Raw genomic sequence first — 21,571 nt, 5'->3', positions numbered from 1 at the left:
GTATTTCTTTATCAATTAGAGGTAATCAAATATAAACCAGACAAATATCTTTTAATTATGATGAATCGAACAATAGCACTTCATGGCTGCCTGATGGCATTCCTGTGGTGTAGTAGTAGCCTGGGGGTGCTGGCTTTGCCGAATGCTGCCGATCCCCTCAGCCGCTCGCTAAATCAAGCCAATTTTATAGTAAAAGGAAAGGTTCGTGATGCGGTTGGCAAGTTGCCAGGAATCATGGTAAAGCTCAAAGGGACAAATACGGCCTCCATTACCGATGACAATGGGAATTATGCAATCACCATCCCCGATGGCAGCGGGACATTGGTATTTAGCTCCATCGGCTACACCACTCAGGAGGTCCCGGTAAATCAACGAAACCTAATCAACGTGACCTTGATCGCGGAAGATAAAACCTTAACTGAGGTGGTTGTGGTAGGCTATGGCAAGCAAAGGAAATCAGACATCACTGGCTCTATTGTATCAATCAATGAAAAAGCGTTAAAAGATGTGCCAGTAGCCAACCTTTCCCAGGCCTTACAGGGAAAAGGTGCAGGTATCGACGTTCAAAAAGCTGGCGGAAATAGTAAGCCAGGAAGCGCTCCAGTCATTAGAATCAGGGGCGTAAGGTCTATCAGTGCCGATAACGGGCCTTTGTTCGTTGTCGATGGGATTCCCTATAATGGCAATATTAACGATTTGAATCCTGATGATGTAATTTCTGTAGAGGTGCTTAAAGATGCGTCTTCTACCGCGATTTATGGCTCCAGAGGTGCCAATGGTGTGATTCTGGTCAGTACCAAAAGAGGGAAGTCTGGCGAGCCAGTGGTTACCTATAGTGGTTATGCTGGCTTTACGAAACCTCTGGGACAGATCAATGTGATGGATGGGCCACAGTTTGCAGCATTGAAAAAATGGGCGGTAGTGAATGGGAACTTTGTTGGCGGTAAACCCAAATATTCAGGAATTAATGACCCTACTTTATTAACGGATGGGATTTTCTCTGCGGAAGAGCTCGAAGGGATAAAGATTGGGAGGAGCACCAACTGGCAGGATCTAATCTATAGAACCGGGCTCAATACCGATCACTAGGTTGGTGTTTCCGGAGGTTCGGAGAAAACACAGTATGCCATATCCACAGGATATCACAATGAAAGCGGTATTTATCCCGGACAGTCTTTCGAACGTTTTACCATGAAAGCCAGTTTTGATCAGCAACTTGGAAAGGCAGTAAAAGTAGGCTTAAGCACATTAAACAACTATTCCAATACACAAGGTGAGGGAGCAAATCCAATGGGACAAGTGTTAAGAGCCAGTCCTTTATCCAGTCCTTATACTGCCGATGGTGAGCTGGTTGGTTTCGTTCCCGGAAGTGCAAACCAGGTTTGGAATCCTTTGGGTGATTTTGTGGAAGGTGCGAAAGTTGAAGACAGGAAGCGATTTGGAACCTTTACAACCTTATATACGGAACTGAAAATTTCTGAAGCCTTGAAATATAAATTCAATGCAGGTGCCGAGATCAAGTCGGACAATTATGGGAATTTTTACGCCAGCAGAACTTCGAATAACCTGGGTGGACTTTCTACTTCCAGCAATAGAAGTAGCTTTAGGAGCAATTATACCTTGGAAAACATCCTGACTTATGATAAAGTAATTGCGGAAAAACATCGGATTAATTTTACTGGATTATTTAGTTTTCAGGAGTCCTATGCACAGTCAAACCGATTCAATAACAATGATATCGCCGCTGAGTTACAATATTTCAACCCTGCTTTTGGATCCAATTTAACGGGTTCCGGGGAATATGAGAAATGGGCCATCGTATCTTATATGGGCCGTCTAAACTATGCCTTTAAGAACAAATACCTGATGACGTTAACGATGCGTTCTGATGGATCCTCACGTCTGGCACCAGGGAGTAAATACCAGGTTTTCCCTTCAGCAGCACTGGCCTGGAATGTGATGGAAGAATCTTTCATGCAAAATCTGAAAGCCATTAACAATTTGAAATTGCGGGGAAGTTATGGGCTGGTCGGAAACACCTCAATTGATGCATACCAGACTTTAGGGAGTTTAGGTGCTTCCGTGTATAATTACGGAGATCAAACTACCACAGGTGTGTTCCTGGCAAATGTGGTCAATAAGAAGCTTAAATGGGAATCTACCACCACCGCAAATATAGGATTAGACTTTGCCTTATTTGACAACAGGTTATCTGGAACAATTGAAGCTTATAAATCCTGGACCAAAGACTTGTTGCTGCCTCAAAATTTACCAGCGACTTCGGGAATCCCAAATTCCATTCTTCGAAATGTTGGAAAAACAGAGAATAAAGGCTTGGAATTTCAAATCAGCACCGTTAATTTTAAGGGTGATGGCAAAAAGGAGTTTTCCTGGAGTACCGATTTAAACGTTTTCCTCAATAGAGGAAAGATCACGGCACTACAGGATGGGGTCATCAATGACATTACGAACAGTAGATTTGTAGGCCAGCCAATCGGGACCATTTATGATTACCGCAGGTTGGGAATCTGGCAGAATACGCCAGCAGATTCTGCACTTGCCAAAAGCCTGGGTTTATCCTTGTCTGGAACAGGTTCAGTTATTGGAAATATCAAAGTAGACAATGCGAATCAAACACCAACCGCTGCGGGTGATCAAAGGATCAATGCAGACGACCGTGTGTTTATCGGTTCTAGCCAGCCGAAATGGTCTGGTGGGATCACCAATCGCTTTGCCTATAAAAATCTGGACTTTACCGTAGTCGCTTTTGGTCGCTTTGGAAGCACGATTATAAGTAGGGTGCACAATAGTGGTTTTGCTAATACTTTTCAGGGGAATTACAACAACCTGAATGTGCATTACTGGACGCCAGAAAATGGAGAAAACTATTGGCCTAAACCGAATGCTGCTGCCGGAAATACCCCAAACAATTCTACTTTGGGCTACTTTGACGGAACCTTTGTGAAGATCCGAAGCTTATCGCTAGGCTACCTATTGCCTGCGCCGATACTAAGTAAGATCGGTGTAAAATCACTACGCGTATTTGCCACAGCCAATGATGCCTTTATCCTGTTCTCCAAATACAGAAATAAATACAGTGGGATAGATCCGGAAGCAATTGGCGGCGACAATAATCGTGGGGAGGTAAATGTAGATACCCCGGCCACTTACTCGATCATTTTTGGACTAAATCTGACCCTTTAAAATTAAAGACCATGAAAAAGATTTCTATATTCCTCCTGGCATGCCTGTTGGTTGCAGTCGTTCCAGGATGTAAAAAAGCCCTGACTGAAGAACCTCATTCTATTCTGACTCCCGATTTTTTTAGAACCACTCAAGGATTTAAAAAAGGATTGGATGCCGCTTATGCGGGTACAAGGATGTTGTGGGGTACACAAAACCTGTTTACCATGACCGTTGTTGGTACCGATGAGTTCTTTACCGGGAAAGACGGAAACAATGACATCAATAAATACAATAGCAATTACATCACCTCCAATGGGACGGTAGCCGCGATATGGAAAGAATGCTATACCAATATCAATACCTGTAATGGCATCATTGAAAATGCACCTGTGGTGACTGGCATTGATGAGCAGACCAAAAGCAGGATGGTCGCAGAGGCAAAATTCCTTCGCGCTAATTTATATTTTCTGCTGGTACAATTCTGGGGAGATGTGACCTTAAATAAGGGATTTCAGACCGAAGCCATCACCTCAGCAACGAGAACGCCATTGGCCGAAGTGTACGATTTTATCATCGCAGACCTGAAGGACGCCATTGCCACAACAAGTTTTTATGCCAGCCCTAAAACCGCTGGTGTACGTCCAGGGCAAGCCAACAAAGCAGCTTCTCAGCATGTATTGGCCAAAGTGTATCTGGCAAGGGCAGGTTCTGCTGCTAAAAAATCAACGGATTATACCGATGCTTATACCAGCGCAATGGAGGTCATTAATAACAGCGGACTTTCTTTATTGCCTGATTTTGCTCAGGTCTATGCCGAAGGTAATGAAGGTAGTAATGAGGTGTTGTGGACGGTTCAGCATACGCCAAATATTGCCTACAATGGTCCAAATAACAGTGGTGGGGCAGATAATGTGTTGAACCACATGTGGGTTCCTCAGTATGAGTTGCAACCAGGAATGCAAAGGGATGTGTTTTATGGCAGACCCTATATCCGCTGTGTACCCACGCCTTGGTTAACCGGAACTGCTTTTGCAGAAAGGGTAAATGATACCCGTTACCAGAAGACATTCCAAACCGTTTGGTATTGTAACAATGCAGCCTCTATTCCAGTTTGGCCAGCTCCGCTTCCTCCGGGAGCTCCGGCAAATGCAGTTTCCGGTCAACCTAAATATAAGTTAGGGGATACGGCGATTTATATGCCAGGTGTGGATGTGAGCAATGCCAAAATTGCGGCTTCCAGATACCTGCTGATACCACCCCGTAACTATACAATCAGTTTATCCCCATATATGCAGAAATACAATGATTCCAAACGTGCAGATTTGAATTACCCTTCTATTCGTCCGGTGATCGTCTACCGTTTGGCTGAAACCTATCTGATTGCAGCGGAAGCTGCCTTTATGGGCGGAGCAAGTATAACTGAAGCCTTGAATAATCTAAATATGGTTCGTAGAAGAGCCGCTTCTCCAAAGGTAAACCCACAGGTGATGGAAGTAAGCAACATTCCTTCGCTAGATTTCATTCTGGATGAACGTTCCAGGGAACTGTGTGGGGAACTGACGCGTTGGTTGGATTTAGTGAGAACCAATAAACTGGAGTCGAGGTTGAAATTGTACAATGATGAGGCTAAAGGAAATATTAAACCTTTCCATACTTTACGTCCAATCCCTCAATCGCAAATAGATGCGACAACCACTGGTCCGGCTTATCCTCAAAATCCAGGCTGGTTTTAACTCAGAAAGGATTGGTTCATTTTGCAGCTTTTACCGTTTGGGATAAAAGCTGCAAAATTTGAAGCACATAGGTCTTCTTTTATTTTTGATGATATAGGATTAATCTAAAGCTGGCATTCCCATGCTTTCCCATTCTTCTTTCGAAGGGCCATATATGCCGGGTACTGTCAAGCCAAGCATTCTCATGATCACAGTCATCTGACTTCTATGATGGCTTTCATGCGCGATTAAAATAGAAAGGACTTTGCCCTTTTTCCATTGTTCACCGTACATATTTACCTGGTCATCCAGGTTGGAATCTGTCCATTTTAACCGCACCGTACGCATCAATAAGGTGTTGTAATTAAGGTACGTTTCAATCAATTCTGGAAGTGTAGCAGGGATTGGAAGCTCATGTAAAAGATCAGTTTCAAACAAGCCGGCATTTTTACCCATCTCTGTGAGGGTCTGGGTGATGTGCCATGCCAGGCGCTCCAGGGAACGTACGTTTTCATGAATTTTCACCGATTTAGTTTCCTCGGTGAGGTTGGAAAATAGTTTGACGGTATTTGACTCTTCTTCTTTGCGCTCAGTCAGGAAATCTTCAATACTACGGTACATAATTCTCAGGTTTTTGTGTCCACGAAGGTGCAAAGATTTCCTCAATTGCTCAAATAAGAATTCAATTCTTCTCCTGATTTTGAAAATCAGTTGAAGAAATTGTAATAGATGAGAATGGCCAGGACTGGCGTTTCGGGATGGGCCTTCCGCTATTTGTTTAAGAGTAAGCTTTCTACAAGATCTAACTGCGGCTGCAGTTCTGCAAGTGGAAAATCTCCTCTATTGCCATAGGTGAGAAGTCTGAGGTACTCTCCAAGGATCAGGCTTTGCCCGTATTTGGTTTTAAACCAATGTTCCCGGTTTATCGGATATTCTACGCGATCGGATGGCAGTGAAAAAGGAAGACAATAGATTTTCTTATCTGGGAAGAAACCGGCTAAGGACAAGGCCGCTCTTTTACTGGCATAGGCATGGGAAATGAAGATAATGGTTTTTACATGGCTGAAGTTATGAAGTTTTTGCGCTTCTATAATGTTCTCGACCATATTCCTGGAACAGGTCTCTAATAAGATACTTCGATGGTTTCTATACTTTTCTGGAAGGTAAGCATGGATGGCCTCGGATTCCGGTATGTTCTGATGAAAGGAGTTTCCGAAATTTGCAATCCCACCAGTAATGATGACCTGATCCACCATTTTTTTGTCGATCATCTGAGTAATCAACCCCGCAATTTCAGCGTGTTTCACATTGGATCCAAAAATAAATAATAAATCTGATGCGGTCATTTCTTCCTGCTTAAAACATAAATCAGTTAAAACATTAACCAGCTTCTCGTCCATAACCGGACAGGGAGGATAAAGCATAATGTCTGTTTGTGATTGTCGTTGTTCCATGTCCAAATACTTAAGGTGTAGCGCAAAACAATTTGTACAAATTGTGGTTTTCTATTATATTAAATATCGGTAGATTCAATGAACGCCGCTTTATTTTTTTTGTTCATTATTGTTTTATTTCTTAACACAGATCAAGAGTCGGTAGGTATTTTAAAGGATACCTTTATTTATCGTTAATAACGATTATAAAAAGGGAGGAAATATAGATGATGAAATGGATGATTGCAATTTGGATTTCAAGACATTTTAAAAAAATGTAGTATTATTTAAAGGGGAAATGGGGAAACGTTTACTTTTTTCTATGTTGCTATTTACGGGGTTTTGTAGCCATGCTCAGGATTCCATAAAAGTGAGCATTTATCCGAAATATGATCAGGTAGGGAAATTTCACCGCTTTCTGTTTGGAGAGAATTACCGGAAAGAATATGCCGATTCAACCAGGGTACCCCTGATTCGCTTATCACAGATTAAAGGTGGACTGACGCCAATTAAAAGAGGCGGAGGCAATCAAACCCATTCCTTACGCATGGTAGATAAACAAGGAAAAGAATGGGTGTTGCGATCTGTAGAAAAATACCCCGAAGTCCTATTGCCCCTGGAGTTACAAGCAACATTTGCTAAAGATATCGTAAAAGATAATATGTCTGCTCAACACCCTTTTTCTGCCTTGGTGGTTCCTGTCTTTGCCTATGCCGCAGGAATTCCACACAGCAATCCGATGATTGGTTGGGTGGTTCCAGACACTGCACTTGGGGAGTTTGCCCCGGTTTTCGAAAATAGTCTTTGTTTACTGGAAGAAAGAGAGCCTGAAGGAGACACAGACAACACGGAAAAAATGTTGAGAAAGCTAAATGACAACAATGAAAATTCCGTGGATGCGCCACTGTTGCTAAAAGCTAAAGCCTTAGATTATCTGTTGGGAGATTGGGATCGACATGAGGATCAATGGCGCTGGATTCCTGAAAAAACGGCTCTTGGCATTCGTTATGTTGTGGTTCCCCGAGATCGTGACATGGTGTATTATCTTTCTGAAGGTTTGATCCCCCGCTTTGCCCAGGTTTCCTGGTTGCTGCCCATGATCCAAGGTTATGAGCGTAACGTGAAAAATATCAATTGGTTTTTTTGGGAAGGTAGGAGTCTATATGGCCGGATCCTTGGTACGATAGGGGAAGAAGAATGGGATCGTATTGTTCAGGAATTTTCTGACGCCATGACGGATGAGGTTTTTGAACATGCCTTAAAGCGTTTGCCAGAACCAAGCTATTCCCTTCGTCATGATCAATTGCTGGCACAACTGAAAGAACGAAGGAAAGCCCTGCCGGAAACGATGAAAACCTATTATCGGTTTATGAATCGGATTGTTGACGTCCAGGGAAGTAATAAGAATGAATTGCTTGAGATCAGGGATCATGGCAATTCCGGTTTAAACGTCAGTCTAAAAAAACTAGATAAGTATGGTCAGGTAGGGGAGCAGATTTTTAACCGCAATTACGATCCTTCAGTAACCAAAGAGATTCGCTTGTATGTGAGAGATGGGAATGACCGGGTGATACTCCAAAATAAAAACTCCAATATACGCCTGCGCATGGTCAATGGGGAAGGGGATAAACATTATGAGGTGTTGGAGGCAAAACGTAAGGTGCCGTTTTATGGAATGGAAAAAGACATTACTTATTCTGGAGCAGCTTCCCGCTTGATTAAACACCTGGATAATGACACCAGTAATACGCATTACGTGCCTACAGATTTATATTCGAGGAATATGACCTTGCTCAATGCAGGTTTTAATGCCGATGATGGCCTTTCTATGGGTTTATCCTACAAAATAATGAGCCCAGGCTTCCGGAAACTGCCATTCGGAAACATTCATTCTTTTTCTTTTCTACATTCTTTTAAAACCAATGCTTTTAGCTTCAACTATTCCAGCGAATGGTTTCAGGCCTTGGGAAAGGCAGATATCGTTTTGCAGGCAAGTGCATTTGCACCAGAGAATTCACAGAATTTCTTTGGTCTAGGTAATGAAACACCTTATGCTAAGGTTGGCGACTATATACTATACTATAGGGCCAGGTTTGGTTTGTATGATTTTGACCCTGCGCTAAGGTGGCGTAGTCATCAAAATACCTGGACTGTTGGACCAACCTTTCAATACTATCATTTTAGTAAGGATGATAATAACGATCGGTTCATCAGCCAGACATCAATGTTGCATTCTCCAGATAGTGCTACGATTGATCAGGATAAATGGTATACCGGATTGAAGGTTGGTTTTAATCGAAATACCAGAAACAATGAAGTGTTGCCTTCTTCTGGAAGTTACTTAGACGCCAAGCTGCGGTTTTATGCGGGGCTAAATCGGGCTGCGGAATCGTCGGTACAGGTGCTGGCCAGCTATACTTTTTACCAAAGGATAGGGAATTCTAAGCGATTTGTGCTGGCGAATCGGACCGGCGGAGGGCTTACTTTTGGAAATCAGGCATTTTATCAGTCAAATTATATCGGCGGACAAGGAAATTTATTGGGCTTCCGCTCTTTCCGCTTTGGCGGGCAACATAGTTTGTATAATAACCTGGAACTTCGCACAAAACTAGCCAATGTTGGCGGATACATTTTACCCGGACAATTTGGAATAACGGCCTTCTTTGATACTGGGAGGGTGTGGACCAAGGATGATCAGTCAGAAACATGGCATTATAGCTATGGAGGGGGACTATATTATGCTCCGGCAGTTTTAACCGTGATCCAGGCACAATTGGCACATTCCAAAGAGGGTTATTACCCCTATATCACGATGAAATTCAGGTATTAATAAAATTATATTCCATGAAATAACTGAATTGCAATTATTTATACCTACATTTGTCCTATTAATTATAATAAAAAATACAATGCAAGAAGGAGTAGTAAAATTTTTTAATGAAACTAAAGGTTTCGGATTCATCGTTCCAAACTCGGGCGAAAGTGAAATCTTTGTTCATTCAACTGGCTTATTAGCCGACATCCGTGAGAACGATAAAGTTTCTTATGATGTTGAAGAAGGTCGTAAAGGTCTTAATGCAGTAAATGTTAAGGTGATTTAAATTTCCTCAATATAAATTGTGAAAACTGCCCCTCAAGGGCAGTTTTTTTTTTGCCCCTGTTTTTTTGATTCATAAGGTTGTAAAAAACAATAGTGTTAACCTAAGGAATTATTTGGCAGCGAGGAATAACTGTTCCGCCATGGTCTGATCATGACCATAGATGTCATCTCTAAAGTTCAATCGGCCATCTTGATCTACCCAGGCAGTGAAATAAGTAATGAACACAGGAACCGGAGTTTTTAAAGTCACCCAAATTTCCTTGTTGCTTTTCATGGCTTTCGCAATCCTTTCAGGCGTCCAGCTTGGTTGATCAGCCAATAAATAATCTGCTAATTTAACGGGCTGTTCCAACCGGATGCAACCATGACTAAAAGCTCTTTTCTCCTCTGAAAACAGTGATTTTGCAGGAGTGTCATGGAAATAGATGTCGTAACTATTAGGGAAAAGGAACTTCACCCGACCCAATGAATTGTTGTCGCCAGGCTTTTGACGGATCACCGGAAGGCCATTACTGGTTCCGATTTGCTCCATATTCGTACTCGCCAGATAATTGCGGTTTCGACTCATCGCGGGCAGGATTTCTTTGCGCACGATACTTGCCGGGACGTTCCAATAAGGACTAAAGACAATATTTCTAAGCTTATTACTGAAGATTACGGTTTTGTTGGCTGCTTTACCGACCACAATACCCATGCTGAATACCTGCTTATGGTCTTCAAAGACGTGAAGTTGGTATTCTGGAATATTGGCTAGAATGGATTTAACAGGCATGATCGGCATCCAGCGCATCCGCTCCAGATTAATCAGTAACTGCTCAATGCGTTTTTGGATCGGAACGTTTAAGGCCTTCAGCAAGGAAGCATCAATTGTTCCGGTAGGATTAAAGCCATATTGCTGTTGTGTACTCTTGACTGCCGTTTTCAAGGCTTGGTCAAATTCAGGTAGGGTGTCAAGGATCAGACTGTCTCCCAATGCCTGTAAACGTTTTTTCACAAGGCTCACCGTGACTCCGGTATCACCCAATTGGTGTTTTTTCTTCGCAGTAATTGGAATAGGAGCCCATTTTCCCGATTTCTGTAAGCTATAATAGCGTTCAAGTTCTTTTTTTAACAGCCGGTATTGCTGATTTACAGGCTCCCAATTCTCTGGATTTGGGTTCTTATGGGCCATTAATGAGTCCAATAAGACCACCGCGCTGATTTTTTTCCTAGGAATATGCCATTGAATCACCTCAGGGTTAACTTTCCCCTCATAAGCAGTGCTCACATAGTTGAAGAAATGACTTGTTAACTTCAGTTCCAGATTACTGAGCGTGCTATCTGATTTTTTGAAAGTCGTATCTTCTTTCATCAGAAGCTCCATTTTCTTGTCCAGCGCAACATCTAACAAGGAGCTATCACGGAAATTATCTACATAATCTTTATTCAACTGATAAAATACACGCGCCTGCTCCGTTAAGCCTTTTTCACCAACCCAGGCATACTGAAAGTTCCTGCTGTTGTAAAAGTTTCTTAAATATTGCGCAGCACTATCTGTCAGTTTTTGCGTTTGAATATACTGCTCCATTTGCAGGCTGTCTACAGCCAACCTGGTGACAGAGTTAACAGGTGTAATACTAATGTCTCTCTCTATTTTAACTATTTTATTCCGGTTACAAGCTATAAATACAACAGGAAGAAGGAAGCATATCAAGAGCCATTTTCTCATACTACAGTAGTTTTTCTAATTGTTTTTCTGTTTGTTTATCGAGTGTCAGCAAAAACTCTTCTATCCTGATCTTCAACAATCGGGTCATCGTCGTATTTGGCATCCTCGTCAGGACCATTTTTGCTTTATCACTGCTGTTTAGTAAAGTCCCTTCTACTTCATTAAAAGAAAAAGTTCCTTGTTTAAAAACACGTTCTTGACCTAAAGGTTCATCCTTCATGGAAATAAATTGCAATGGGTAGATTCTATGGGTCTTTTTTTCGTAGAGAATCCAGAAAAACACTTTGGAAGGATCACTTTCTGAATCAAAATTGCGTCGTTTAATCTCGACCAGAGAATTGAAAGGGGTATTGAAGAAATATAAAATTTCAAATGCTTCGGACATATTTCAGGGAAATAGCTTTAATGTAAATAGTTTGTACGCGAATATAGCTTTAAATATTGTTAACCCTAAAGTCATAAGGACAGGTTATGGCTTAAAATCAGTTATCTCCTCTTTTTATTTGTAATAATTTTCATTCCTTTACAATTTCAAACAAAACAGTAATAAAATCTAAGATGAGCGAAGAATTTTATCTTCATATTTTTAATAAACAAAACCATGTAGAAGCAGTGCCTTCAAATGAAGTTATTGCCTCCTGGGCCACCAACCTGATGAATATGGTGTATCCGGAGCGCTCTACATTTCCGAAATATACACTGCAAGAAATTCAGCATCAGTTTGCTTCCTTAGAATTAGAACTGACTGCATTATTAAATGCAACCAAAGCCTGTAAAAACTGTAATAATGAACTGATCTCTAAAAGCTTTTTTAAAGAATTGCCGGAGTTGTATCGCAAGATGAATACCGATATTTCGGCTATTTTAACAGGCGACCCGGCAGCAAAAAGCGAGTTTGAGATCATTCGGAGTTACCCAGGATTTATGGCGATTTCGATGTATCGCATTGCACATGCTTTATTGATGGCAGATGTACCATTGATCCCAAGAATCCTGACCGAATTCGCACATTCTCAAACAGGTATTGACATTCACCCTGGTGCTAAAATCGGAGAATACTTATATATTGACCACGGAACAGGTATTGTAATCGGAGAAACCACCGTGATTGGTAACCATGTGAAATTATACCAAGGGGTAACTTTGGGTGCATTGAGTGTAGAGAAGTACATGGCGAACATTAAACGTCACCCAACAATTGAAGATCATGTGATCATTTATTCTGGCGCAACGATCTTAGGTGGAGAAACCCTTATCGGTGAATATTCAATCATCGGTGGTAATGTTTGGTTAACCAAAACGGTGCCTTCACATTCCACAGTTTACCACCAATCGTCCATTAAAGTTATTGATACCAAACAAAAAGACTAAACATCATGGGAAACATCATAGAATTTGTAGGAAATACGCCTTTAGTTGAAATCCAGAAATTGCACAACAATCCAAATGTGAAGATTTTCGCGAAACTAGAGGGAAATAACCCTGGTGGAAGTGTAAAAGACAGGGCTGCTTTGAACATGATTCGCTCAGCTATAGAACGCGGAGACATCAAGAAAGGAACAAAACTGATTGAAGCAACGAGTGGCAATACCGGAATCGCTTTGGCCATGATTGCGAGCATTTATGAGATCGAAATTGAATTGGTGATGCCCTTGAATTCTACCAGAGAGCGCACCTTGACCATGGAAGCTTATGGTGCAAAGGTGACCTTGTTGGAATCGATCGAAATTTGCCGGGATTATGCAGAAGAAAAAGGTGCTCAGGATGGTTATTACCTATTGAATCAGTTTGCAAACCCAGACAATTATTTGGCACATTATAAAACAACGGGCCCGGAAATCTGGAGAGATACCAAGCAACAGATCACGCATTTTGTGAGTTCTATGGGAACTACAGGCAGTATTATGGGGAATTCTATGTTCTTAAAAGAACAAAATCCAGCGATACAAATTGTGGGTTGTCAGCCAACAGAAGAATCTTCTATTCCAGGGATTCGCAGGTGGCCGGCAGCGTATTTACCAGCGATATTTGACGCTTCCAGAGTAGACAGAGTGATGGACGTTTCCCAGGTAGAAGCCACAGAAATGACCAGAAAACTGGCTAAAGTAGAAGGGATTTTTGCAGGTATGAGTAGTGGTGGTGCTTTGGCTTGCGCATTGAGACTGGCAGAAGAACTGGAATCAGGTGTGATCGTGTTTATTGCCTGCGATCGTGGTGACCGCTATTTAAGTTCTGAGCTTTTTGGCTAATCAACGAAATGCTGAAAAACCATTAAACGCAACACATGAGCCCTGATTTATTGAATACACTAAAGCCTATAGTACACTATAGCTTGCATTTTCTAATGCCAGGGTTAATTGCGTATACGTTTTTTAGAAAGGAATGGCAGAAAGCATGGTTGATCATGATCGCCACCATGCTGGTTGATGCAGATCATTTGCTGGCCACACCAATTTTTGACCCTTCAAGGTGTAGTGTGGGTTATCATCCTTTACATTCTTACTATGCCATTGCTGTTTATTTCATACTGCTGTTCTTTCCCAAAACCAGAATCATTGGCGTGGGACTGATCTTCCATATGTTCACCGATTGGCAGGATTGCCAGTGGTTGTTAATGTTTGGTTCCTAAGTTATTTATATACATTGAGTTGTGAATAATTCAGCAGATTCTATAATTATTCTTCTATTTTAGGCGGTATGAAGCGTATCATCCTTTTTCTTTTCTTACTGTTGACAACAACTCAGCTCTTAAAAGCACAAACTGCACTCAAAATCATTTCTTATAACGTATACAATTACTTTGAAGCTGAGGCAGACCGTAAAGCACGTTTTGTGACCTGGGCAAAAAGCCAGGAGGCTGATGTGATCGCTTATCAAGAGCTAGTCAATATTACTGCATCTGAACTGAAATCTTTAGGAGAAGCGATTGGCCACCCTTATACTGCATTGGCTAAAGAAACGGGATATTCCGTGGGAATTTCTTCTAAGCATCCGATTACAGAGGTGAAAAAAGTAATCGCAGGGATGCACCATGGTTTTATGACTGCGAAAATTGAAGGTTTGAACTTCGTGGTGGTACATTTATCGCCTTTTTCTCATGAGAAAAGGAGGGAAGAAGTGACTACAATTACCGATAGCCTGGAACGTTGGTCTATTTCCAAAAAAATCCTGATTATGGGAGATCTAAATAGCCTTGCGGCAACGGATAGCATGGCCTATAACCGTCATGACCGATTAACGCCGATGTTGCGCAGCGATAGCAGCAGCAAGATCAGCAATGCAAATCATGGATTACTGGATTACGGAATTCCTGCTTATTTTATCCAGAAGGGCTTTTTAGACACCTGGACAATGAAAGTAAAAGGTTTCAATTTTAGTTACCCGACCATGGTTTTTGGCCCGGTTCCTGATTCCGCTAAAGAAAGAATCGATTATATTTTTGTATCCCCTGATTTACTGAAAAATGCAACGAAACCCATTATCGTAAAAGATGCCATGACCGACCAGCTCTCGGATCATTATCCGATCAGTATTTTACTGGTCCCACCACACTCTTGAGCTGAGCACATCACCTCCAGGTAGGCGGGCAACGGCCGCCTTATAGTTTTCTGTGTTGTTCAATATTTCCGTAGATAGGTAAATCATTCTTCTCGGGATGCTGCCATTGGTTACATTTCCAGGGTAATTGATCGGTTTAAGAACCGGGTAACCAGATCTTTTCCAATTGAACCAGGCCTCAATAAAGTTAAACATCGTGCCTGTACTGATCCAATATTGGGTATTGATCATTTCTAATGCTTTCTCCTTGGTGCTTTCATCTAATGGTTGGGCCTTTAAGTAGCTATCTATATCAACGGTAGGTATGTTTGCCAGAGGATCAAGCTGTGCAGTGGCTTGTAAAGCGCCTTTTAAACCATTCTGATAATGAGTAGCGGCAGTTCCATTGACCGCCCAACCCCTCAAAGCAGCCTCCGAAAGTAGCAATTCGGTTTCTGCATAAGTCAGGATAAAAATGGGACCGCCAAGCTTCAGGTAAACAGCGGTTCTTGGCCTGGAATACTTCCCTAAAGGCGCAAAATCATTTTCATTTCCAGTGCCCCCCGGATATTCCGGAGCAAACTGAATATCTGTTTTTCCACCGCTGAGGTCATATCCGTTTGGCAATCCACGCTGTAGCTCAGGATTGCTGTTTCCAGCAAGATTCTGATTGTTGTTATTGGCAAAGCCAGCAGCAGGAATCTCCGCTATCACACTTAAACGCGGGTCATTTGTTCTTTTAAGCTGGTCAATCAGGGTTTTGCTCCAACGAACCTCCCGGTAATCGGAGAGGGTACGCAGGGCGAGGGAGATCCCATTCTGACTGCTGTAATTGGAAGCATCCATGCTGATGAAGGCATTGTCGGAAATATCTGCAAAGGTGCCTCCAGCAGCTGCTTTTTCCGTCCATAATCTGGCTTTCTCCGGATCCACTTTACTAAGCCTCATCGCTACACGAAGCATCAGGCTATAGCCAAATTTGCGCCATTTCTTTAAGTCGCCTTTGTAAAAAAGATCGGCAGTAGGGCTGGGAAGTTCGGGGTTGAGTTGTTTAATGGCGAGCTCAATGTCGCTTAACATGGCACTGTAAATCTCTTCCTGGCGGTCATAAACCGGATATTTGATCCCCAAGCGTCCCTTCCCGGCGTCCTGATAAGGGACATCACCATACATATCTGTAATTCTTTGTAAGAAGAGGACAAACATAAGGTCGCCGATGGCCACCAGATTAGTGTATTGAACGGGATCCTTGTCTTTAGCGAGTCTTTGCATTTCACGAATGCCGGAAGCTTCCGCATAGCCTTCATCAAATACCCTTCCCTGGTAATCGGTGAAATTGGCCACATTGATGTATTTATCGCCGTTATTGTAGTAATAGTAAGTCGAAGCCAAGAGCTGCATCATGGTGCTGGGATAGAGCAACTGATAATAACCTTTATTTGCAAACCTGAGCTGGGCAGCAGAAAGCAGGTAATTGGGGTCAAAATTCTCCTCCGTAGATTTGGTAGGATCGGTATCGATTTTATCTAATTCTGCCTTGCTACAGCTAAAATGAATGCTGAGTAAAAAAGCGAGGGAAAGGAGTAGCTGCTTTTTCATATCTTATTTCAGTTTAAAGTTCAGGTTGATGCCAAAAGTTCTGGTTGCCGGTAAGGAAGCACCTTCAATTCCGGCATAGTTAAGGCTGGAGGAGAATTCCGATTCCGGATCTATGTTTTTCGTGTATTTGAGTAAAGTCCACAAGTTTCTGCCCACAAAGTCGATGCTAATGTTGCGGAAAGGGGTGTTTCTGATGCTCCGCTGAGGGATGGTATACCCAAAGATCAGCTGCCTGAACTTGATGAAACTTCCGTTTAACACGGAAAGCGCAGAGATATTGGTGGCAAGTTGAGGATAGTAATTGTACGCTGGAACGTTAATCGTGTTGGTGCTGCCATCCGCCTGAACGCCATCGGCAATGACACCGTTTGCTCTTCCAATCAGCGTAGCTTGATTAAAGCCATTCACATAGGAATAGTTCTCCGTAGCAGATAAGATCTTTTGCCCAAACTTAAAATCTATCAGGAAAGAAAGACTGAAGTTTTTATAGGAAAAGCTATTGATAAATCCACCGTAAAAGTTAGGTAGGGTGCTGCCCATTGGCTTTAATTCGCCACGTTTGGGAACGCCATCCGTACCAATAATCACTTTTCCATCGGCTGTTCTTTGATAGTCGTAAGCCATAATCTGCGTAATCGATTTTCCCACTACCATTGCCGTATTCGCATTGAGTGGGCGGTAAGTGCCAGTTAAGGAATACTGACTGCTGCCATCTATGGAGCGCAATATGTTGTAAATATGGCTAAAATTGAATCCGGTTTTCCAGCTGAACCGCTCAGATTGAATAGGGATACCCTGGATATTGATCTCCGTGCCTATATTTTGTGTTTTTCCCAGGTTCACATAAGCAGAAGTGAAGCCGGTGGTGACCGATTGTGCAGCGCTGACAATCTCATTGTGGGTGGTCCGATGAAACCAGGTCAGGTCTAAATCCAGTCTGCTATTGAAGAACCTCAGGTTTATTCCAGTTTCAAATTCATCTAAAGTAAAAGGCTTTAAGCTATAATTTGGTAAGGCCCTTAAATAATTACCTACAGGTATTCCATTGATCAGGTTGTCCGTATTGTAATAGGTTTGGGTAATATAGGGTTGCGCAGGCTCCCCACTTGTTTTGGCAAAGCTGGCCCTGATCTTTCCGTAGTTCAAGGATTTGGAATGCAGGAGGTCGGAGAAGATGAAACTCCCCGAGATGCCAGGTACAAAAATCCCTCTGTTGTTACTGGGAAGGGTAGAATAGACATCATACCTGCCGGTAGCCGAGAAGTTCAGTAGTTTCTTGTAGTTTAAGTCGAGGGTATAATAAGCAGATTGCGTCACTATTTTTGCCTGCGAATGGATGTCTTCCTTGGTCACCAGATTGCCGGGCGTATAGAGATAGGGGATGATAAATTGGTTTCCCCGGGCATCAGAAAGTTCTCCTTGTCTGTTGCGGTAATTGGCGCCTATGGAAACATCCAGATTGAGGTCTTTTAATATATTTTTGTTAGCAGCCAGCAAAAGGTCACTGTTCAGCTCTGAAATCTGCGTTCGTTTATAGGAGTTCAGTCCACCTTCTCCGTTGATGGAAAAGCCGGCGCCATAAGGGATGATGCTGATGATTTTGTCGGTGCTGATATCGTAACCAAATCTCCCCTGAAGATACAGCCAATCCGTAAATTTATATTTGATCGCACTGGAACTGATGAAGCGGTGACGGGTGCTGAGGTCTGCCTGTTTGTTGAGCATAAAATAAGGATTCGTTTTGTACTCATCATTATTCCAGCTGCTTTCCCTTCCGGTTATCGGGTCAAAACCCGGAGAAAGTGCGATTTGGTTGACCGAGCTGGCGAGACTCGCAATTCCATAGTTCGGGTTTAAGGTACCATCACTCAGGTAAGACCTGTTTTTATTTTGCTCATAAATATAGTTTCCATTAAAAGTAATGCTGAGCTGCTTGTTGAGCTCGTAAGCCGTATACAAGTTGATGGTTTTTCTATTGAGTTTCCCATTTTTCAGGAGCGACTGATGGTCCAGATTGGCTGCAGAGAGTCTAAACATGCGCTTTTCATCTCCTCCACTGAAAGAAATGGTATTGGTAAAGGCAGTGGCTTTTCTGTAAAAGGCCTGGATATTATCTTTTACCGGACTGTAAGGATAAATTTTTCCATCAAACTGCAGGAATGGGAGGCCATCCATGGGGTCTCCCCAACTGGAAGCACCAGAGGCAATAGCAGCGGAGAGGTTTGTTGGCCGACGGTTTTGCGTGCCTTGTCCGTAGACATATTGAAAATCTGTATTGTTGATGGGGCTATCAAAAGAAAGGTTGGTATTGTATTCAATAGCAGTATCATTTTTTGTACCTCTTTTGATGGTAATGATGATGACACCATTGGCTGCCCGGGCTCCATACAATGCGGATGCAGCAGAACCTTTCAATACGGTAATACTTTCTATATCATCCGGGTTGATGTTGCTGATGCCGTCACCATAATCTGCACCTCCATATTCGGTGGCACTGCCTCGCTGGGTATTGTCTATCGGAACTCCGTTAACCACAAATAATGGGCTTCCGGCATTCATACTGGCTGCGCCCCGAAGCAGGATTTTGGCAGAAGAGGAGGCGCCCCCAAATACACCATTGATATTGAGTCCTGATACCTGACCTTCTAAAGCGAGGATAACGTTAGAGGTTCTGGCTTTACTGATGGATTCACCGGAAATAGTAGATATAGAATAACCGATCTTCCTTTCTTCTTTTTTAATGTCTAAGGCCGTAACCACCACTTCCTCCAACTCATTGGTTTTCGGAACCATATTAAGGAGGACTTGATCGCTTTCTTTTACCGGAAGCTCTGCTTTTTGATAGCCGACCTGAGTGGCCTGTAGGATAGATTTCCTAAATACTGGAATCGAGAATTCTCCTTTACCATCAGTCATGGTTGCATAGTTGGTTCCTTTTACCTTCACTGCAGCGCCAGCCAAAGGCTGTCCGGCTTCATTGCGCACTTTCCCAGTAATCATCCGGAGCTGGTTTTCTTCCTCGTTTCTACGGATAACGATCAGTTGATTTGGCAGCAATTGATAGGTATAGTCGGATTCCGCAAAAATCTGATCCAATACCTTTAACACCGGTGTATCCCGGACGTTAATGCTGATCTTTTTAACTGGGATTTTGCGCTCGCTAAACACAAAATGATATTTAGTTTGCTGCTCAATGGCAGTGATCACTTTCTTGAAACTTACTGATTTTAGCGCTAAGCTGACGTTGCCTGGGGCGTCTTGCGCATAGCTGTCCATAACAACAACTATGGTCAAAAAAAAGACAAACCACCCTGGTAATTTCATGCGCTATTTATATTTGGTATTTCTGATTTCGCCCCTATTCGTAAATCAGTAGGAAAATTAACCTGACGGATTGCCAGATGATACTCCGGCGGCCAAATTAATAAATATAAACAGTTTTGTTTGCTATTTTATATTGAAAGGATTCAATCAATTGCAATACTTTTAAGGCCTCATTCAAATTCTCTTTTTCGAAAAGCCCGGTAAATTTGACATCTTTTAACTTCTCGTTTTTAAAGATAATCTGAACACCATACCACCTGGATAGGTTATTGGCCAGCACTTCGAAGGGTTCTTCCTTAAATCTCAACTGATGATTCAACCAGGAGGTTTCCATAAAGGCAGTAGCGGGATTTTCCCCAGCTTCCAGCAAACTTAAAGTACTGATGGAATAAGCCAGTGTATCTGCCCCTGGATTAGCCTTGTTTTGAAGACTGAACTTTTCAGAAGGCTTCAAGAGGATTTGCTTTTTAGTAGCTTTCAGTTGGATCTGAATGGCACCGCTGAGCAAGCTGGTGCTGTAATCACGGTCGTTTTTATACGCTTTAACATCAAAAGAAGTACCCAATACTTTGATGCTCATTTTATCGGTATGAATCACAAATGGATGTTCTGCATCTTTCTTCACGTCAAAAAAAGCTTCCCCAGTCAGGTATACTTCCCGACTAGCTCCGCTAAATTCAGCAGGGTACTTAAGTTGGGTTTCGGAGTTTAAAGTGACCGTGGTCCCATCTGCCAGGACCAATTTTTCTGTAAGGCGGCTCGGGGTGTTTAGCGTTTTCCAATTCAAGGCCAATAGCGAAGCATCGGATTTGCTTTTGATCAAGAATTGGTAAGCGGCAAAGGAACAAATTCCCAGGGCTAAAATCCCAGCAATGCGATACCAGGTTCCAAAACTAGATTTTTTAAGTAAAACAGCCTCCTGATGGTCTTCTGGTTTTTCCCTTGGATTGGACTCCGGTATTTCAATTTTTCCTTTGATCTTTTCAAAAAGAAGCGCCATATCCGGTTTTACAGCTGCAACCTCCTCTTCTGGTTCAAAATAATGGGTTAAAGATCTATATTCTTGCTGATAAGCGGCATTACCCTCCAGCATGGACATAAATTCTTTATGTTCATCGAGGGAAATTTCATCCGCGAGCATTTTACTCAGCAATGTTGTAAATCTTTGATCGTTCATTTTCTTTTACCGTGTTATTAATAAGGTTCCCATATTTTCTAAAATTGCCTACAAAAGATGAAAATATAGTTCATTAGTGCTAAAATTAAGATTAAACCGATCGCATGGTCAGGAAGATTACTTTTCTGATCTATCTCGCGATAAGCACTAAGCACAACTCTAAGCTTGGCAATGGCCCTAAAAAGTTGTGTTTGTACTGTTCTTGGAGATATTTCCAGGATTTCGGCCACTTCTTTATATTTCATCCCATTCTCCTTAATCAGTTTAAAAACCAATCTGGCCTGAGGAGGTAGTGTATCAATGGCCTCATCGAGTTTGCGTTGTAATTCTTTCCGCTCCAGTTCTTTTTGAGGGTTGCTCTCTGCTACAAATAATTGTTCATGTTGATCGTCTATCTCTACCAAATGAATTTGCTGATGCTTCCTCAGGTATTTTAAAGACTGATTTCTGATGGCGGCAAATAAATAGGTTTCCGGATTGAGCACATGCATGCTTGCTTTCCGGTTTTCCCAACATTTCACAAATACCTCAGAAACAATTTCTTCAGCAACCTCTTTGCTGGAAACATAATAGATGGAGAAGCGAAGTAATCTGCTGCCAAGTAAATGGTATAAAGCCTCGAAAGATGAGATGTCATCTTCGGTACAAATCTTTGTCCACAGACTGGATAAGTCAGGCTTAACGATTTTCAAGGGCTTGTGGTTAGCAGTATTTAGAGGCGCAAGATAGGGATTAAAAATAATCTTCAAAATAAATGAATTCCTTGTAGGCAATTTCTAAGGGGAATGGGTCTTT

16 protein-coding genes and 1 pseudogene are annotated in these 21,571 nt (G+C 42.2%); 9 read left to right on the top strand and 8 right to left on the bottom strand.

What is annotated here, in order from left to right; all coding sequences use genetic code 11:
* Window positions 1-57: 57 nt before the first annotated feature.
* From GM920_RS17085 to GM920_RS17075, 3 genes and pseudogenes are all read left to right on the top strand, one after another.
* Window positions 58-1,089 carry a TonB-dependent receptor plug domain-containing protein gene (locus GM920_RS17085; protein ID WP_182959711.1) on the top strand — a complete coding sequence of 344 codons (1,032 nt, stop codon included), beginning with the start codon at window positions 58-60 and terminating at the stop codon, window positions 1,087-1,089.
* A gap of 15 nt (window positions 1,090-1,104) precedes the next feature.
* Window positions 1,105-3,204 (top strand): annotated as a pseudogene (locus GM920_RS17080) (SusC/RagA family TonB-linked outer membrane protein); the annotation flags it as partial.
* Window positions 3,205-3,215: 11 nt separating this feature from the next.
* Window positions 3,216-4,919 (top strand): RagB/SusD family nutrient uptake outer membrane protein, encoded by a 1,704-nt coding sequence (locus GM920_RS17075; protein ID WP_182959709.1) that lies wholly within the window; start codon window positions 3,216-3,218, stop codon window positions 4,917-4,919.
* 99 nt (window positions 4,920-5,018) lie between these two features.
* Here the strand turns inward: GM920_RS17075 and GM920_RS17070 are convergent, their stop codons facing one another.
* Both GM920_RS17070 and GM920_RS17065 read right to left on the bottom strand, forming a co-directional pair.
* The gene (locus GM920_RS17070) at window positions 5,019-5,519 is read right to left on the bottom strand and encodes a DinB family protein (RefSeq protein ID WP_182959707.1); all 501 of its coding nucleotides are present in this window, start codon (window positions 5,517-5,519) and stop codon (window positions 5,019-5,021) included.
* Window positions 5,520-5,668: 149 nt separating this feature from the next.
* Entirely contained in the window at window positions 5,669-6,352 is a 684-nt protein-coding gene (locus GM920_RS17065; RefSeq protein WP_182959705.1) for a YdcF family protein, read from the bottom strand.
* A gap of 277 nt (window positions 6,353-6,629) precedes the next feature.
* Between GM920_RS17065 and GM920_RS17060 the strand changes: the two genes are divergently transcribed.
* Both GM920_RS17060 and GM920_RS17055 read left to right on the top strand, forming a co-directional pair.
* Window positions 6,630-9,161 carry a BamA/TamA family outer membrane protein gene (locus tag GM920_RS17060; RefSeq protein WP_182959703.1) on the top strand — a complete coding sequence of 844 codons (2,532 nt, stop codon included), beginning with the start codon at window positions 6,630-6,632 and terminating at the stop codon, window positions 9,159-9,161.
* Between the two features lie 79 nt (window positions 9,162-9,240).
* The gene (locus GM920_RS17055; RefSeq protein ID WP_062549601.1) at window positions 9,241-9,432 is read left to right on the top strand and encodes a cold-shock protein; all 192 of its coding nucleotides are present in this window, start codon (window positions 9,241-9,243) and stop codon (window positions 9,430-9,432) included.
* A gap of 108 nt (window positions 9,433-9,540) precedes the next feature.
* On the opposite strand, the gene GM920_RS17050 is transcribed toward GM920_RS17055, so the two are convergent.
* Together GM920_RS17050 and GM920_RS17045 are read right to left on the bottom strand one after the other, a co-directional pair.
* Window positions 9,541-11,139: a L,D-transpeptidase family protein gene (locus GM920_RS17050; RefSeq protein WP_182959701.1), complete on the bottom strand. Its 1,599-nt coding sequence runs from the start codon at window positions 11,137-11,139 to the stop codon at window positions 9,541-9,543.
* Between the two features lies 1 nt (window position 11,140).
* Window positions 11,141-11,524 (bottom strand): hypothetical protein, encoded by a 384-nt coding sequence (locus GM920_RS17045; protein WP_182959699.1) that lies wholly within the window; start codon window positions 11,522-11,524, stop codon window positions 11,141-11,143.
* Between the two features lie 173 nt (window positions 11,525-11,697).
* Between GM920_RS17045 and epsC the strand changes: the two genes are divergently transcribed.
* From epsC to GM920_RS17025, 4 genes are all read left to right on the top strand, one after another.
* Entirely contained in the window at window positions 11,698-12,510 is an 813-nt protein-coding gene (gene epsC, locus GM920_RS17040) for a serine O-acetyltransferase EpsC (protein WP_182959697.1), read from the top strand.
* Window positions 12,511-12,515: 5 nt separating this feature from the next.
* On the top strand, window positions 12,516-13,388 hold the full coding sequence (gene cysM, locus GM920_RS17035; protein WP_182959695.1) for a cysteine synthase CysM: 873 nt from the start codon (window positions 12,516-12,518) through the stop codon (window positions 13,386-13,388).
* A gap of 35 nt (window positions 13,389-13,423) precedes the next feature.
* Window positions 13,424-13,768, top strand: coding sequence for a DUF6122 family protein (locus tag GM920_RS17030; protein ID WP_182959693.1), 345 nt, complete (start codon window positions 13,424-13,426; stop codon window positions 13,766-13,768).
* Between the two features lie 68 nt (window positions 13,769-13,836).
* A complete protein-coding gene (locus tag GM920_RS17025) occupies window positions 13,837-14,697 on the top strand; it encodes an endonuclease/exonuclease/phosphatase family protein (protein ID WP_182959692.1) in 861 nt (286 codons plus the stop codon).
* Here the strand turns inward: GM920_RS17025 and GM920_RS17020 are convergent.
* The 4 genes from GM920_RS17020 to GM920_RS17005 form a co-directional block, all read right to left on the bottom strand.
* Window positions 14,674-16,275 carry a SusD/RagB family nutrient-binding outer membrane lipoprotein gene (locus GM920_RS17020; RefSeq protein WP_182959690.1) on the bottom strand — a complete coding sequence of 534 codons (1,602 nt, stop codon included), beginning with the start codon at window positions 16,273-16,275 and terminating at the stop codon, window positions 14,674-14,676. The genes GM920_RS17025 and GM920_RS17020 overlap by 24 nt on opposite strands.
* Before the next feature lie 3 nt (window positions 16,276-16,278).
* Window positions 16,279-19,599, bottom strand: coding sequence for a SusC/RagA family TonB-linked outer membrane protein (locus GM920_RS17015; protein ID WP_182959689.1), 3,321 nt, complete (start codon window positions 19,597-19,599; stop codon window positions 16,279-16,281).
* A 97-nt stretch (window positions 19,600-19,696) separates the two neighbouring features.
* Complete coding sequence (locus GM920_RS17010) at window positions 19,697-20,776, bottom strand: FecR family protein (RefSeq protein ID WP_182959687.1); 1,080 nt, start codon at window positions 20,774-20,776, stop codon at window positions 19,697-19,699.
* Between the two features lie 38 nt (window positions 20,777-20,814).
* On the bottom strand, window positions 20,815-21,468 hold the full coding sequence (locus GM920_RS17005; RefSeq protein WP_182959685.1) for an RNA polymerase sigma-70 factor: 654 nt from the start codon (window positions 21,466-21,468) through the stop codon (window positions 20,815-20,817).
* Window positions 21,469-21,571 lie beyond the last annotated feature (103 nt).

This window comes from Pedobacter gandavensis (assembly GCF_014172405.1).
Taxonomy (GTDB): Bacteria; Bacteroidota; Bacteroidia; order Sphingobacteriales; family Sphingobacteriaceae; genus Pedobacter; species Pedobacter gandavensis.
The sequence above is the reverse complement of the archived record's forward strand: the minus strand, read 5'-3'. Positions and strand labels throughout refer to the sequence as shown.